The 13542-nt window shown below is 62.3% G+C and carries 12 protein-coding genes; 2 read left to right on the top strand and 10 right to left on the bottom strand.

Annotated features, from left to right (window positions below):
* Positions 1 to 26: 26 nt before the first annotated feature.
* The 3 genes from dmpG to CHB96_RS09895 are packed head-to-tail and all read right to left on the bottom strand — an operon-like array spanning position 27 to position 2849.
* On the bottom strand, positions 27 to 1073 hold the full coding sequence (dmpG, locus tag CHB96_RS09905) for a 4-hydroxy-2-oxovalerate aldolase (RefSeq protein WP_089245607.1): 1047 nt from the start codon (positions 1071 to 1073) through the stop codon (positions 27 to 29).
* Positions 1070 to 2017 (bottom strand): acetaldehyde dehydrogenase (acetylating), encoded by a 948-nt coding sequence (locus tag CHB96_RS09900; protein WP_089246135.1) that lies wholly within the window; start codon positions 2015 to 2017, stop codon positions 1070 to 1072. The genes dmpG and CHB96_RS09900 overlap by 4 nt, the downstream gene beginning before the upstream one ends.
* A gap of 40 nt (positions 2018 to 2057) precedes the next feature.
* Complete coding sequence (locus CHB96_RS09895) at positions 2058 to 2849, bottom strand: 2-keto-4-pentenoate hydratase (protein ID WP_089246133.1); 792 nt, start codon at positions 2847 to 2849, stop codon at positions 2058 to 2060.
* Between the two features lie 47 nt (positions 2850 to 2896).
* Between CHB96_RS09895 and CHB96_RS09890 the strand changes: the two genes are divergently transcribed.
* A complete protein-coding gene (locus tag CHB96_RS09890; RefSeq protein WP_089245605.1) occupies positions 2897 to 3655 on the top strand; it encodes an IclR family transcriptional regulator in 759 nt (252 codons plus the stop codon).
* A gap of 339 nt (positions 3656 to 3994) precedes the next feature.
* On the opposite strand, the gene CHB96_RS09885 is transcribed toward CHB96_RS09890, so the two are convergent.
* The 4 genes from CHB96_RS09885 to CHB96_RS09870 all read right to left on the bottom strand — a co-directional run bounded on the left by CHB96_RS09885 (position 3995) and on the right by CHB96_RS09870 (position 8386).
* Positions 3995 to 5398, bottom strand: a complete 1404-nt coding sequence (locus CHB96_RS09885; RefSeq protein WP_371829002.1) for an MFS transporter — start codon at positions 5396 to 5398, stop codon at positions 3995 to 3997.
* Between the two features lie 99 nt (positions 5399 to 5497).
* A complete protein-coding gene (locus CHB96_RS09880) occupies positions 5498 to 6595 on the bottom strand; it encodes an alcohol dehydrogenase catalytic domain-containing protein (protein ID WP_371829004.1) in 1098 nt (365 codons plus the stop codon).
* Between the two features lie 62 nt (positions 6596 to 6657).
* The gene (locus tag CHB96_RS09875; protein WP_089245601.1) at positions 6658 to 7275 is read right to left on the bottom strand and encodes a cysteine hydrolase family protein; all 618 of its coding nucleotides are present in this window, start codon (positions 7273 to 7275) and stop codon (positions 6658 to 6660) included.
* Positions 7276 to 7312: 37 nt separating this feature from the next.
* Complete coding sequence (locus CHB96_RS09870) at positions 7313 to 8386, bottom strand: LLM class flavin-dependent oxidoreductase (protein WP_089245599.1); 1074 nt, start codon at positions 8384 to 8386, stop codon at positions 7313 to 7315.
* 355 nt (positions 8387 to 8741) lie between these two features.
* Here CHB96_RS09870 and CHB96_RS09865 point away from each other — a divergent pair, with 355 nt between their 5' ends.
* Positions 8742 to 9515, top strand: coding sequence for a GntR family transcriptional regulator (locus CHB96_RS09865; RefSeq protein ID WP_089245597.1), 774 nt, complete (start codon positions 8742 to 8744; stop codon positions 9513 to 9515).
* A 490-nt stretch (positions 9516 to 10005) separates the two neighbouring features.
* Here CHB96_RS09865 and CHB96_RS30385 read toward each other — a convergent pair whose 3' ends face one another.
* The 3 genes from CHB96_RS30385 to CHB96_RS09845 all read right to left on the bottom strand — a co-directional run bounded on the left by CHB96_RS30385 (position 10006) and on the right by CHB96_RS09845 (position 13219).
* The gene (locus CHB96_RS30385) at positions 10006 to 10164 is read right to left on the bottom strand and encodes a GntR family transcriptional regulator (RefSeq protein WP_089245593.1); all 159 of its coding nucleotides are present in this window, start codon (positions 10162 to 10164) and stop codon (positions 10006 to 10008) included.
* A 176-nt stretch (positions 10165 to 10340) separates the two neighbouring features.
* Entirely contained in the window at positions 10341 to 11282 is a 942-nt protein-coding gene (locus CHB96_RS09850; RefSeq protein WP_089245591.1) for a 3-carboxyethylcatechol 2,3-dioxygenase, read from the bottom strand.
* Between the two features lie 2 nt (positions 11283 to 11284).
* A complete protein-coding gene (locus CHB96_RS09845) occupies positions 11285 to 13219 on the bottom strand; it encodes an FAD-dependent monooxygenase (protein ID WP_089245589.1) in 1935 nt (644 codons plus the stop codon).
* Between the last annotated feature and the right edge of the window lie 323 nt (positions 13220 to 13542).

The following is a 13542-nucleotide window of genomic DNA, read 5'->3' as shown; positions in this document are numbered from 1 at the left end:
GATGGATGTCGTCTACTCGCTTGACGTCAGTTCTTGGCTGCCGCGAGGTCGAGTGCGATGTCGGTGATCAGGTCTTCCTGTCCGCCGACGAGTCCGCGTTCTCCGACGGCGAGCAGGATTGCTCGGGTGTCGAGTCCGTACTGCTTGGCGGCAGTCTCGGCGTGGCGGAGGAAGCTGGAGTAGACACCGGCATATCCGAGGGTCAGCGTTTCGCGGTCGACCTGAACGGGCCTGTCCTGCAACGGTCGAACGATGTCGTCGGCCGCGTCCTGCAACCCGAACAGATCACAATTGTGCTTCCACCCATGCAGATCGGCGACGGCAACGAACGGCTCGATCGGGCAGTTACCCGCACCCGCACCGTGACCGGCAAGCGATGCATCGACTCGGGTGACGCCTTCTTCGACTGCCACAACAGAATTGGCGACCGACAGCGACAGATTCTGGTGCGCGTGAATACCGATCTGCGTCTCGGCATCGAGCACCTCCCGGTACGCGCGCACCCGGTCGCGGACCCCGTTCATCGTCAAACGACCACCCGAATCGGTGACGTACACACAGTGCGCCCCATACGATTCCATCAATTTTGCTTGCTCGGCGAGCTGAGCCGGTTCGGCGAGATGAGACATCATCAAGAACCCGGAGACATCCATTCCGAGCTCACGTGCTTTGCCGATGTGCTGCGCGGAAACATCCGCTTCCGTGCAGTGCGTCGCCACCCGCACCGACGTCACACCCAGCTTGAAAGCATGCTCGAGCTCAGCCACGGTCCCAACTCCGGGGAGCAGCAGGGTGGTGAGTTTGGCGCGGTGCACCACGGCGGCGGCTGCTTCGATCCAGTCCCAGTCGGTGTTGCTGCCCGGCCCGTAGGTCAGGCTGTGGCCGGCGAGGCCGTCACCGTGCGTGACCTCGATTGCATCGACTCCGGCGCTGTCGAGCGCGCTGGCCACGCGGGCGACGTTCTCGGGGCTGGTGCGATGCCGCATGGCATGCATACCGTCGCGGAGGGTCACGTCCTGAATGTAGAGGGCGGCGCCGTCGACCGCGGTCGGTCGTGTCGTGGTCTCACTCATCGTGCTGCCTCCAGTGACGCGTTCTCTGCAATTTTCTCCGCGACCTGCAGGGCGGCAGAGGTCATGATGTCGAGATTGCCGGCATAGGCGGGCAAATAGTGCGCAGCGCCTTCGACTTCGAGGAACACCGACACCTTCCACAGCCCGGGCCCCTGGTCGACGCCGCCGGTCAAGGTGGCGACGGATTCGGCGTCGTCGAGTTGGGTGAACTGGACGTCCTGCTTGAGTCGGTAACCCGGCACGTAGGCCGACACTTTGGCGACCATGTCCAGAATGGACGCACGGATCGCACCCTGGTCCGGGTTCGACACGAGCGCGAGAACGGTGTCGCGCATGATCAGCGGCGGCTCGGCCGGATTGAGGACGATGATGGCTTTGCCGTGGGCCGCTCCCCCGACCTTTTCGATTGCCTCGGAAGTGGTTTCGGTGAACTCGTCGATATTCGCCCTCGTGCCGGGACCGGCAGATTTCGATGCGATCGACGCGACGATCTCGGCGTAATGCACGGGTGTCACCTGTGAGATCGCGGCGACGATCGGGATCGTGGCCTGTCCGCCGCAGGTCACCATGTTCACATCGGGTGCCCCGAGGTGCTCGTCGAGATTCACTGCTGGGACGACGTATGGTCCGATAGCTGCGGGAGTGAGATCGATCAACCGCTTGTTGTAGGGCCGCAAGGCTTCTTCGTTGGCGACGTGTGCTTTGGCGGAGGTCGAGTCGAAGATGATGTCGATGTCGGCGAACTCGGGGTGCTCGATCAGGCCCTGGACGCCGGAGTCCACGGTGCTGATCCCCAGCCGGCGTGCCCGGGCGAGCCCGTCGGAGGCCGGGTCGATGCCGACGAGGACTGCGATTTCGACGTTCTTCGCTACTCGCTCGAGTTTGATGACGAGATCGGTGCCGATGTTGCCGGACCCGATCACCGCTACTTTGGTCTTGCTCATGATGTCCTTCGATTCTTGTTCGAGGTTCGTGCGGAGTCGGTCAAGCCGTGAATGTTGCTGTGACATTGCCGATTCCGGAGATCGATGCCACATATGTGGAGCCGGGAGTGACGGCGACCATGGGGCCGAGGGCGCCGGAGAGGATCACTTCACGGGCGCGCAGCGGTGATCCGTAGGACAGGCTGGTGTTGGCCAACCACACCAGCGCCTCCCATGGGCTTCCGAGGCAGTCCGAGCCCTTGCCTGCGGAGACCTGTTCGCCGTCGGCGGTCATGGCCATGGTGACCTCGGCGAGATCCGGGGCGTCAGCGCGAGAGATGCTCTCGCCCAGGACATACAGGCCGGAAGAGGCATTGTCGGCGACGGTGTCCGCGAGGCTGATGTCCCAGCCCGCGATGCGGCTGTCGACGATTTCGAACGAGGCGAAGACCTGGTCGACGAACGAGGGTGCCTGTTCGGCGGTGATCGGTTTGTCGATGTCCGAGGAGAGAACGAACGCGATTTCTGCCTCGATGCGGGGCTGCAGCAGTCGCGTCGAATCCACTGCGTCGTCGCCGGAGACGTCGAAGTCATCGAGCAGGACACCGAAGTCCGGTTGATCGACCCCGAGTTGTTTCTGCACGGCCGGTGAGGTCAGTCCGATCTTGCGGCCGACAACGGTGCGGCCGGATGCGAGCAGTGCATCGATGTTGCGTGACTGGATGCGGTAGGCGGCATCGATGTCTTCGCGTCCGATGAGATCGCGGACCGGACCGCAGGGTGTGGCTGTTCTCGCGGCATCGGCCAGACGGTCGGCCGCTTCGCTGATCGTGTGCTGTTCCACAGTGGTCATGAAATTCACGCTATTCCCGCTCTGTTGATATGGATAGGATCTGTCCCATGAAACGGGATGCACTGTCGGTATTGCAGCGGTCGGCACTGGTATTGGACGTGTTTCCCGGAGGGACTGCGTTGACGCTGGCCGAGGTGACCACTCGCACCGGGTTGCCGCGTTCGACCACGCACCGGTTGCTCGTCGATCTGGCAGAACTCGGTTGGCTTTCGCGCCGGGGCAACACTTTCGAGCTCGGGTTGGCGTTGTTCGAATTGGGTGAACGCGTGGGACTCAAACACCGATTGCGCACTGCTGCAGTGCCGTTCATGCAGGATCTGTTCGCGGTGACCGAGCAGACCGTGCATCTCGCGGTTCGCGATGGTCACGATGCTGTGTACGTGGAGAAGATTCATGGCCACTCCTCGTTTCCTTTGCCCTCGCAGATCGGTGGGCGGTTGCCGCTGACCTGTACCGCAGTCGGGAAGGCGCTGCTGGCTCCAGAAGACCCGGCGGTGCAGGAGGGGGTCCTCTCCCGTCCACTGCGTCGATACACGCCGAGGTCGATCACCGATCCGAAGGTGCTGGCTCGTGAATTGGATTCGATTCGCCGCACCGGTATCGCGATCGAGCGAGAGGAAGCCGCGATGGGTGGATGCTGCCTCGCCTCGCCCGTACTACTCGCCGGTGAACCCATTGCCGCACTGTCGGTGTCGGTGCCCACAGACCGCTTCGCACCCGAATTGCTCGCCCCTGCAGTCCGCACAGCGGCGCTCGCTCTGGGACGAATGCTCGCGCGCACCTCTACCGGGCATCCTGAGGAATGACCCGCGATTGATTGCCCCGCTCGGCGTGCTGACATCGCAGACGATTGCCTCCCGTCGCGTCGATCGTCTGACCGGTAATCCATTGCGAGGCTGGTGAAGCGAGGAACCGCACCACCGCAGCGACGTCCGTCGGTACCGCCGAGCCCTCCAATGCTGCGTGCCGCCGCGCCGGAATGACTCGACGCCGCGTGTCGATCGGAGCCGTAGTGCACCAACACCAGGGCTCCATCAGCGGCATCCGCGGCGGCGATAGCGGCGCTCAATCCTCTACTGGCACCGGTCACCGACGCGGCTGTGCCGTCGAGCGCGGTCACCTCGATATCCTCAGCTGCATTGGCTTCAGACCGCGTCCATCTCCGCAGATCTGGCCGCAGGCGCTGTGGCGGGGATGGAGGTCGCGGCATTCGAGTGACCGCCGTCGGCTACGAGCTGCATCGCGGCGCCGTTGCGACCCCACCCTCCGGGCAGCAGGATCACGGAGACAATCGAGATGGTCGAAACCACGACCAGGTAGATCACTATCGAGACACTCGAATCTGTAGCTGCGTACAGCGCGGTGGCAATGGTCGGCGCGAAGGCCGAGCCCACTACCTGCGAGATGGTGTAGCCGATGGAGACGCCGGAGTATCGGACGTCTGCGTCGAAAATCATCGAAAACAGTGATCCGGTGACGCCGGCTGCAGGAGCCATCGCGATGCCGAACACCAGGACCAGTGCGGTCATGAACAGCCACGGATTTCCGGTGTTGATGAGCAGGAACGCCGGTCCGATGACGACTCCCATGGCCACGGCACCGATGAGGTACATGGTCTTGCGACCGAAGGTGTCGGACAGGGATCCGAATACCGGATACAGCACTACTGCAACGATTCCCGCAACGAATACCCCTGCCAGTGCTTGCGTTCGGGTGATCTCGGCGACGCTTGTTCCATACGAGACCAGGTACGCCATGCAGATGTAGGCGAATACACCTTGGCTGAGGTAGGTGCCGGCGATGAGGAGTATTTCCTTGCGGTGCTTGCGGAATGCTTCGACGATCGGCATGCGTGTGACGGCGTTGGTGTCGACGACTTTTTCGAAATCCGGGCTTTCCTCGAGGGTGAGCCGGATGACGAGCCCGACCACGATGAGAATCGAGCTGACGAGGAACGGGATGCGCCAGCCCCAGCTGAGGAACTGATCGTCGGGCAACTGTGAGACTGCGAAGAAGGCCAGAGTCGCCAGGCTGACGCCTGCCGGCGCGCCCATCTGAGAGAACGAGCCGAAGAAGCCCTTTTTCGTTTTCGGTGCATGCTCGACTGCCATCAGCGTCGCACCACCCCACTCGCCGCCGACGGCGAACCCTTGAAGCAGTCTGAGCAGTGTGAGCAGGATCGGTGCGGCGATTCCGATGGTCGCGTAGCTGGGGAGCACGCCCATCAGGAATGTCGCTGCTCCCATGCCGACCAGCGAGAGGACCAGCATTTTCTTGCGCCCGAGACGGTCGCCGTAGTGGCCGAACACCACCCCACCGAGGGGACGGGCGAGGAAGCCCACACCGAAGGTGGCGAACGACAGGAGTACTCCCATGAGAGGGGAAGCGTCGGGGAAGAACAATTTCGGGAACACCAGAGCGGCGGCGGTGCCGTAGATGAAGAAGTCGTAGTACTCGACTGTGGTCCCGATGAAGCTGGCCATCGCAACACGCAATGGCGAGCTCGCTTTCGGCTTTTTTGCCGGAGGGGGTGTCGCCCGTGTGGTCATGATTGTTCCGTTTCTACTGGCTGTGTCGGCTGACCTTCTAGACGGTCAGTAGTGTGCGTGGCGGGGCGGTGGTCCGTTGCAATTGGAGGTAGTGCCTAGTCAGGGCACGCTGATGAAGTTGGTGAATCCGCCGTGACGCGCCGGGAGGCTGTCGAGGGCTTCGTTGATTTTCTCCAGCGGGAAAGCGTGGTGTTCGAGTACCGACAGGTCGAGCATTCCCGTTGCGGCGAGATCTGCCATGTCCTGCGCTTCACCGGTCGAGAACCAGAGACTGCCGAGTACCGAGATCTGCGAGCACATCATCGAAAACAGGTCCAGCGCAGGCTTTTCCATCATTCCGCCGATGTCGACGGCGATGCCGCCGCGGCGCAGGCTTGCCAGTGCGTCGGTGATCGACTCGGCCGGCGCACCTGGCCCGACCGAGCTGATGACGATGTCGGCGCCTTCACCGTCGTTGTGCTCACGGAGCCATGCGCCCAGGTCTCCTTCGCCGATCGGGAGTACTTCGATGCGATCGGGTGCGATGGCCCTGACGTCGGCGAGGAGTTCGGCGTTACGGCCGGTGCCGAAGATTTTGGTGACGCCGAGTGCGAGGGCGTTCAGGCATGCTCCCAGGCCCAGGGTTCCGGAGATCCCGTCGATCAGAACGGTCTTGCCCGGGCCCGCATTCGCTTTGCGGAGTGCGGAATACGAGGTTCCCAGGTAGCCGAATCGGGCGCCTTCTTCGAAGGTCACGGAGTCAGGGAGCTTGACGAGGTTGCGCTGCGGAGCAGTGAGGTACTCCCCCAGTCCGCCGTACGGGTAGGCGTCGAAGCACTTCTGGCCTTCGGGTCCGAACGCGAAGTACCCCATGAAGGTGTAGCTGTCGCAGTTCTGGTCTTTGCCTTCGCGGCATGCGCGGCACGCTCCACAGGACAGCCCGGGGTTGACATACACGCGGTCACCGACCGAGACGTCCGTCACGTGCTCCCCCACGGCGGAGACGACGCCGGAGGAGTCGAGACCGAAGACTGCAGGAAGCTGCGGCAACGGGAGATAGGGGAACCACTCGGCGTAGGTGGCGAGGACGTTACGGAGGTTGGGAACAACGTTGCATGCCTTGACCTGGACGACGACATCGGTCGGCCGCGGGGTGGGGACCGGCAGGTACTCGAGCTTCATGGGCTGATCGATCTCGTGCAGCCGGGCTACGAGCATGTTGGTCGTCACGGGGATCTCTCCTGTGTTGGTGGTTGTGTCCGGTGTGGTGATGGCGGTGCTCATGCAGTGCCGCTGACTGTGGCATGGAGCGCGGCGGTCACGTCGTCGATGCTGACGATTTCTGCTAGCAGTCCCAGCGATTCGATGCTGGCGGTGTGCGATTCGGGGGTCGCGGCCGAGCATGCGTCCTCGACCACGACGGTGCGGTAGCCGAGATCGCTTGCGGTACGGGCGGTTCCCTCGACCGAGAAGTTGGTTGCTACGCCGGCGAACACCGTAGTGGTAATCCCGTTCGCTTCGAGGACCTCGTCGAGAGTGCTGTTTTGGAAGCCGCCGACGCGCTGGTGGGTGACGACGATATCGCCGTCCTTCGGGGCGAGAGGTTCGACGATGTCGGCGAGTGGCGCTCCCTCCTGCAGGCAGCCGGACTGCTGCACGATGCCGAGGATGGGTGAGTTGACCTCGAGGTCGGACAGATCCGGCTTCCAGGCCACTCGGGTGTAGACGACCGTTCCACCGGCGCTGCGAACGTCGTCGGCGAGGCCGGCGATCTTCGCGATCACGTCCCGTTCGACGACCTGACTGTAGAAGAAGTCAGCGAATGCTCCGTCGGGTCCGACGACGTCGCCTTGAGTGTGGACGACGATGAGGGCGGTGCTGCGGGGGTCGAGTTCCATGAGAGTTCTCCTGAGAGTGTCTGTGCGAGTGCCGGGTTCAAGCGTGGGCGAGGATCGAGTGGCCGATGTTGTCGATGTCGCGTTGCGCGGTGAAGGGGTTGGACAGGAACACCTGGGTGATGTCGACACCCGATTCGAGCATCAAGGCGGTCTTCTCACGCAGTTCGGCGGGTGAACCGTAGAGGCACCAGTAGTCGACGAGCTCTTGGGTGATGATCGGACGGTGTTTGGGGTCGAGACCGCGTAGGTACTTGGCCCACGTGTCGAGATAATGTGGCTGATCCGCGGCAGTCGGGTCGCCGAGGTATTGCTGTGCGGCAGTGATGGAGGCATCGACGATGGCGTCTCCGAGTACGTCGCGGTGCTGATCCATCAGACCCGAATTGGTGATGCAGGAACTGATGGGGCCTGAACCGAACCCGTTGGTGACGCCGTCTTCCCAGGTCTCGCCGTTCTCGAGCTGATAGAACCACGACAGGGACACCAGTTTCACCGACCCTGGCGCGCGACCGGCGTCGGCCACCGCTTTGTCGAGCCGACTACGGACCAGTTTGATCATCTCGGGGTTGGGTCCGAGGCAGTAGACGATGGCGTCGGCGTACTTGACCGCCTCGGCCAGGCCTCTTGGTCCGCCGGCGGCGACCCAGATCGGGATGTGGTCCTTGACGTTGTAGAAGCCGCTTTCCTTGTCGAGGAATTCGACCTCGCGCTCCTGCCCGAGCCACTTGTGCACAGTGCGGCGTCCGGCCATCAGGTCACGGGAGACCTCGATGGCGTGCATGAGTTCTGAAATCTTGGCGGGGCGATTGCCCATCGAACGTAGAGCGTTGTTCGCTGTTCCGATGCCCAGGTACGTACGTCCCGGAGCGAGTGCATTCAAGGTGGCCATCGAGTTCGCGGTGACCGGAGCGATCCGTGTCAACGGGTTGGTGACCATCGTGCCGAGTTGGATCGTGCTCGTCTCGCGAGCCGCCAGGGCGAGGAACTGGTACGGGTCACTGAAGAGCAGCGGACCTTCTCCGACCCCGAAATGTGTGACTCCCAGATCTTCGGCCTGCTTGACCATTGATACTTGGTCGATCTTTGCGCAGGTTCCGATGCTGAATTCCATGATGTGGCTCTCCTTACGACCCGACTGCATCGTCGATGTGTTCGAGGTGGGCACGCTCGCTTCACTGTGCGTCTCTGAGCTAAGAAGCTCACACTCTGGAATGCTAGCGTTCCAGATTACAGTAACCGACGGTGACCCAGACCACAAGGGCAGACACTCGGCAGGCTGCGCATTGCCACGATCGAAAGCAGTGACACGCGCTACAAGTGCATTTCGACAAGTGAACCTCGGCCGCCGCTCCCGTTTGTTGCGGACATAAATGCTAGCCTCTTAGCAGTCCTGATTTACGGTGGTCCGAATCACGTCAACTAGAATTCGACTTTTACACGCGGTCTGCAGAGGGAAGGTCATCACCATGGTTGACGACGCGCCGTCGGTTGGTCGGTCGAGTTGGCAGAATTCAGCGCAGGGGCAAGCCGAGCAGGCTGCGGCCGCGCTGACGAACGTTCGACTCACGGGCGCGAGGCTCTCTGCGGTTCTCTATGACACGCTCAAAGCTCGCCTGCTCGAAGGCAACTACGCCTCCGGCGAGAAGATCGTGGTGGAGTCGATTCGCCAGGAGTTCGGGGTCAGCAAGCAACCTGTCATGGATGCTCTGCGCCGGTTGTCCAGCGACAAATTGGTCGACATCGTGCCCCAGGTCGGTGTGCAGGTCGTGTCGTACACACGCCAGGAGATCGAGGATTTCTTCACTCTGTTCGGCGGTTTCGAAGGAACGATCGCTGGAGTTGCCGCGCTGCGGCGCACCGACGCCCAGCTTCGCGACCTCGACGCTGTGTCGGCCACCGTCGACGGACTCATCACCTCCGAGGACGGTGCGGTGCGAGCGCATGGCTATCGACTGCAGAACCGCGAGTTTCACGCGGTCATTCACCGTATGGCGCACTCGCGGATCATGGCCGAGACCTCGCAAAGGATGTGGGATCTGTCCGACTTCCTCATCAACACCTCGGGCGTGAACAACCCCCTGTCGAGCGCGCTGGACGAACGCCAGAATGACCACCGTGGCATTGCTGAGGCGATTCGCGCCGGAAACGAACGGTGGGCACGGGAGGCAATGGAGCACCATATCGTGGGCACGGTCGAGGTCATCCGAAATGAGTCCGACAAAAGAGACCTAGCGGGCTGACCACGGTTGTGGTTCGAGTTGATCATCGCCGGGGGCGGATGTTCTGTCCGGGTCGATCGATGCGTGGATGTGGTCGATCATCGTTTGCCCGTGCAGCCTCGACGCGCTGCTGGATGATTGCGCCGCGGATCACGTCGTGGTCGTGATTGCGTTGTTCGATCACACCGGGCGTCGAGAAGCGGCTTCTGGCCGTGGAAATCAAGAAATCCGACATGCCCCACATACGTGTGCTCTGTTCGGCCATCACCCGCGAGTGCGCCAGGCGGTTCATCGCCAGGTCGAATTCCCTGTTGGGGCGACGATAGATCCGGCTTCGTTATGCACTGTCCGGATACTGCCGCACGTGCTCGATGCTGCGCCAGGCCTCGTCGAGTCCATCGATCTGCGCCGACGTGCGTCGCACCGCAGCAACAGCAGCTATTTCGCTTTCGAGGCTGCCGAACAAACGAAAGAAGTTCCCGACTTCACACTTCGTGCACGACTCGACCCTTCATCCGCTCCGCGGAACGATCTGCGCGAAACCCGTTGTTTCCAAGCGCCGCATGGCATCCATGACCGGATTCTTGCTGACGCCGAACTCCCAACGCACCTCTTCGATGGAAATGCGTGAGCCGGGTTTGCATCTGCCATCGAGGATGCGTTTCTTCAACTGTTCGAGGACGACTTGTCCCCGGCGCTACCCGGTTCGGCCGGGTGTCGTCGGCTCGCTCTTCCCAACCTCTTCGCCTTCCGGTTCGATCCCATACGCCGCAGTCTGTTCGAAGAGTCCGAACGTGTCGCGAAGTCGCGCGGCACGTTCGGACTCGGCATCGAAAAATTGTCAGGTCAGCGTTGGACGACGGTGGTCAAACCGAATCCCGCGATCAGTTCTCTGATCGGCCGGTAGTAGCTGTACGCGACTTCGTACCCACCTGCGGCCGAGAGCGCAGCGTAGCCGGCGATCCACGTCCGTACCTCGTGCGAGGAGTTGCCTGCGATCTTGGTCATCTCGTCGGGTGACCAGCTGTCGAGCGGTGTCAGATCGCCGGAGGCGAGGATGCTCATCAATTCCCGATCCCATTCGGGCGCAAGATCTTGAATCGTGGCAGTGCCCGCCGCGAAGTCCCGCGCTGCGTCGATCACTCGCTGTTGACGGGCATCGCGAGCTTCGGCCGAGATCGGGCCACCCTTGCCCAGCAACGCCTTTCGCTGCTCGACTGTCGCTGTTGCCAACTTGGGAACCGGCGGATCGTGCGACAGACCTCCGGATGCGATCAGCAATACCTTCTTGTCCACCGTCGACAGATACCGGCCAATCGATTCGCCCAGTAGACGGATTCGCTTGACCGGGGTGAACGGCGGCGCCACAGAGTTGATGAACACCGGAACGACGGGCTTGGCCGCAATGTCCTTGTATAACAACTCGATCGGCTGAACGGCGCCGTGGTCGACCTGCATTTCGAGTGACACGGCGAGGTCGATTTCATCACCGATGACATGCTCGGCGATGTCACGGGCGAAGTCCTCGGGCACGTTCAGTCGACCGGCCTGGCTGCCGTAGTCGCCGATGCTCTCCGCTGCATACCCGATGCAGAACGCGGGCATCAGCGTGTAGAAGAAGCCGTTGTAGTGATCGGGCGCGAAGTTGACGATGACATCCGGATCGAAATCGTGGACGAACGAACGAGCCGTGTCGAACGCCGCTTCCAGTTCTACGGAGACATCTGCGGGTAGTTCTGCGTGTTCGAGAAGCGGGCTGTGGCTCATTGCGAGCAGTGCGATAGACATGTCTATTCCTGTCCGGCCGTGGCCAACGCGTCATCTGGCGTCGCCTGAGGAACGGTGATGGGCGCCGGTGCGGTGCTGTACTGCGGTGCTGTGGACCGCGCAGAATCCTGAGCGATGGTCTCCGCGCCAGTGCCGGTCCGCGCAGCAGGACGATCCAGAATCGTGCCCATTACGTCCTCCAAAGTCGCCAGTGCCTCGGCGTCGTCCCAGACCGGTGTGCTGTGTCGCCACGCGATGTATCCGTCCGGGCGGACCAAGATCGCGCCCGCTTCGTGGATTTCGCGTACCTGACGCCAGTAGCCGTACGGGTCGATGGTGCCGGGTTCGCCGACCACGACGGTCCGAAGATACGGAAGGTCGAGAGAGGCCGCGGCATGCTTCCACGCCTGCCCACCGATGCCGGTGAGCAGAGTCATCATGCCCTTGCCCACCACATCGAGGGTGGAGATACGGCGGCCGTCGCTACCGACCAACCATGCGTGTGGCAGTTTGGCGCCCGGGCGTGTCGTCGCCTGCAGGTACAACTCCCGGTGCCGCGCCCACTGTTCGTCTGCGAGGTCCGGATCGGGTACGACGGCGGTCGAGGCATAACGTTGGTTCAACTCGACGCCGTGCGCGTTGAACTCAGTGTTCTTGAGTTCGAGTGCCTCGTACAGGCGTTCGCGGCGCGCGACACCTTCCGGGGACGGGTCCTTGAGCTTGGCCAGACCGTCGAGCACGGGGTCTTCGCTGTCGGTGTCGAACCATTCACGCAGGCCCGCATAGTCTTTCCGCGACTGGTTGGCCCGAGCCACGATCTGCTTGCCCACCGGCACCCGCTCGGGCGAGTAGGTTTCGAGGAGCTCGGGGCCGGCATAGCCCTTGACGGCGAAAGCGATTTTCCAGGCAATGTTGAATGCGTCCTGCACCGATGTGTTGGAGCCGAGCCCGCTGCTCGGCGGGTGACGGTGCACCGCGTCACCGCCACAGAAAACTCGACCGGACTGGTAGTGGTTGGCATGCTGCTGGTTGACGTACCAGAACGAACGGGACTCGATGTCGATATCGAGTTCGGGGTCGCCGACCAGGGTCCGGATCTGCTCGATGACCGTCTCGTCGGAGACATCGGGCTGGCCGTCTGCCATATCGAATCCCCAACCGGCGATCCACTGGTTCCAGGGCTTGATCGCGCGCAGCAGACCCATGCCGATCTCACCGAACCCGGCCTTGGAGTTCATGATCCAGTGCAAAATGCTGGGGCGGTGGGCGACGTACTTGCTCAGGTCGGCATTGAAGAGGATGTAGGCGGTTCCTGCCCGGGCGAGTTCACCTTCGAAAGGCAGCTCGAGCTCGTCGGCGATCTTCGAGCGGGCACCGTCGAAACCGAGCAAGTAACGCGTGCGTTGTTCGAAGACGTGGCCGGAACGGACGTCTCGGAGTCGAACGGTCACGCCGTTCTCGTCCTGGGTGTGGTCGAGGTATTCGGTGTGGAAGCTGATGATGGCTCCGCGCTCGGCGGCGTTCTTGATCATCACCGGTTCCATCAGTGGCTGCGGGATGTCGAGCATCGTGCAGGGGCTGCCGGTCAGGTAGTCGCCGTACCGCAGATCACCGGTCCCCCAGGTCTGCAGGCGCACGATCTCTTCCCCGGCCAGACTGGTGGTGAAAAGGGTGTCGCCCATCTGTTCCCACGGGGTTGCGTAACGGCGCGCTTCTTCTTCCACACCCAGGTCGCGCAGAACCTCGGCAGCGCGCTGATTGGTGATGTGCGCTCGCGGTGAGTTGGCCACCCACGGGAACATCGACACGGCGTGCACTCGCACTCCGTACGTGGCGAGCGCGAGCGCGGCTGTGCCGCCTGCCGGCCCGAGCCCGATGACGACCACATCGGTGTCGTAGCCGCTCCCGTCGTCGAGAAACGGGAGAAATCCCGGGGCGGGCAAGTCCGAATTCGTCATGGCACCTTCTCAGAACAGTTTGATGGACCTGAGGCCATATCGGCCTCCGTTGGTGATCGGCATCACTACAACTAGCATGCCAGTTGGGTGGCCGTAAAGAAAGGTCTTGATGGCAACAACTGAGTAAAACTTCATAAGCACCAGTTCAAAGCCACATTTTGCCGGTTGAACGACACCTGTAGCGGTGATGTGGATCACCATAGGTCATAGTGAAGGAACTCTAGAACGCCAGATCTGGTGGGCGAGGCAGTGAAGCCAATCGTCGGGGAGGGAAACGGCGTGGCTGGGAAGTCAATCGCCGTTGAACGACTCGTGGAACTCTT

It is taken from the genome of Rhodococcoides kyotonense, from assembly GCF_900188125.1.
GTDB classification, from domain to species: domain Bacteria; phylum Actinomycetota; class Actinomycetes; order Mycobacteriales; family Mycobacteriaceae; genus Rhodococcoides; species Rhodococcoides kyotonense.
The sequence above is the reverse complement of the archived record's forward strand: the minus strand, read 5'-3'. Positions and strand labels throughout refer to the sequence as shown.

What these genes read in the sequence shown, in the direction of transcription:
- CHB96_RS09895 (WP_089246133.1), bottom strand. Translation starts at nt 2,849, where the DNA reads ATGACCACTGTGGAACAGCACACGATCAGCGAAGCGGCCGACCGTCTG.
- CHB96_RS09890 (WP_089245605.1), top strand. Translation starts at nt 2,897, where the DNA reads ATGAAACGGGATGCACTGTCGGTATTGCAGCGGTCGGCACTGGTATTG.
- CHB96_RS09870 (WP_089245599.1), bottom strand. Translation starts at nt 8,386, where the DNA reads ATGGAATTCAGCATCGGAACCTGCGCAAAGATCGACCAAGTATCAATG.
- CHB96_RS09875 (WP_089245601.1), bottom strand. Translation starts at nt 7,275, where the DNA reads ATGGAACTCGACCCCCGCAGCACCGCCCTCATCGTCGTCCACACTCAA.
- dmpG (WP_089245607.1), bottom strand. Translation starts at nt 1,073, where the DNA reads ATGAGTGAGACCACGACACGACCGACCGCGGTCGACGGCGCCGCCCTC.
- CHB96_RS09885 (WP_371829002.1), bottom strand. Translation starts at nt 5,398, where the DNA reads ATGACCACACGGGCGACACCCCCTCCGGCAAAAAAGCCGAAAGCGAGC.
- CHB96_RS09850 (WP_089245591.1), bottom strand. Translation starts at nt 11,282, where the DNA reads ATGTCTATCGCACTGCTCGCAATGAGCCACAGCCCGCTTCTCGAACAC.
- CHB96_RS09865 (WP_089245597.1), top strand. Translation starts at nt 8,742, where the DNA reads ATGGTTGACGACGCGCCGTCGGTTGGTCGGTCGAGTTGGCAGAATTCA.
- CHB96_RS09880 (WP_371829004.1), bottom strand. Translation starts at nt 6,595, where the DNA reads ATGCTCGTAGCCCGGCTGCACGAGATCGATCAGCCCATGAAGCTCGAG.
- CHB96_RS09845 (WP_089245589.1), bottom strand. Translation starts at nt 13,219, where the DNA reads ATGACGAATTCGGACTTGCCCGCCCCGGGATTTCTCCCGTTTCTCGAC.
- CHB96_RS09900 (WP_089246135.1), bottom strand. Translation starts at nt 2,017, where the DNA reads ATGAGCAAGACCAAAGTAGCGGTGATCGGGTCCGGCAACATCGGCACC.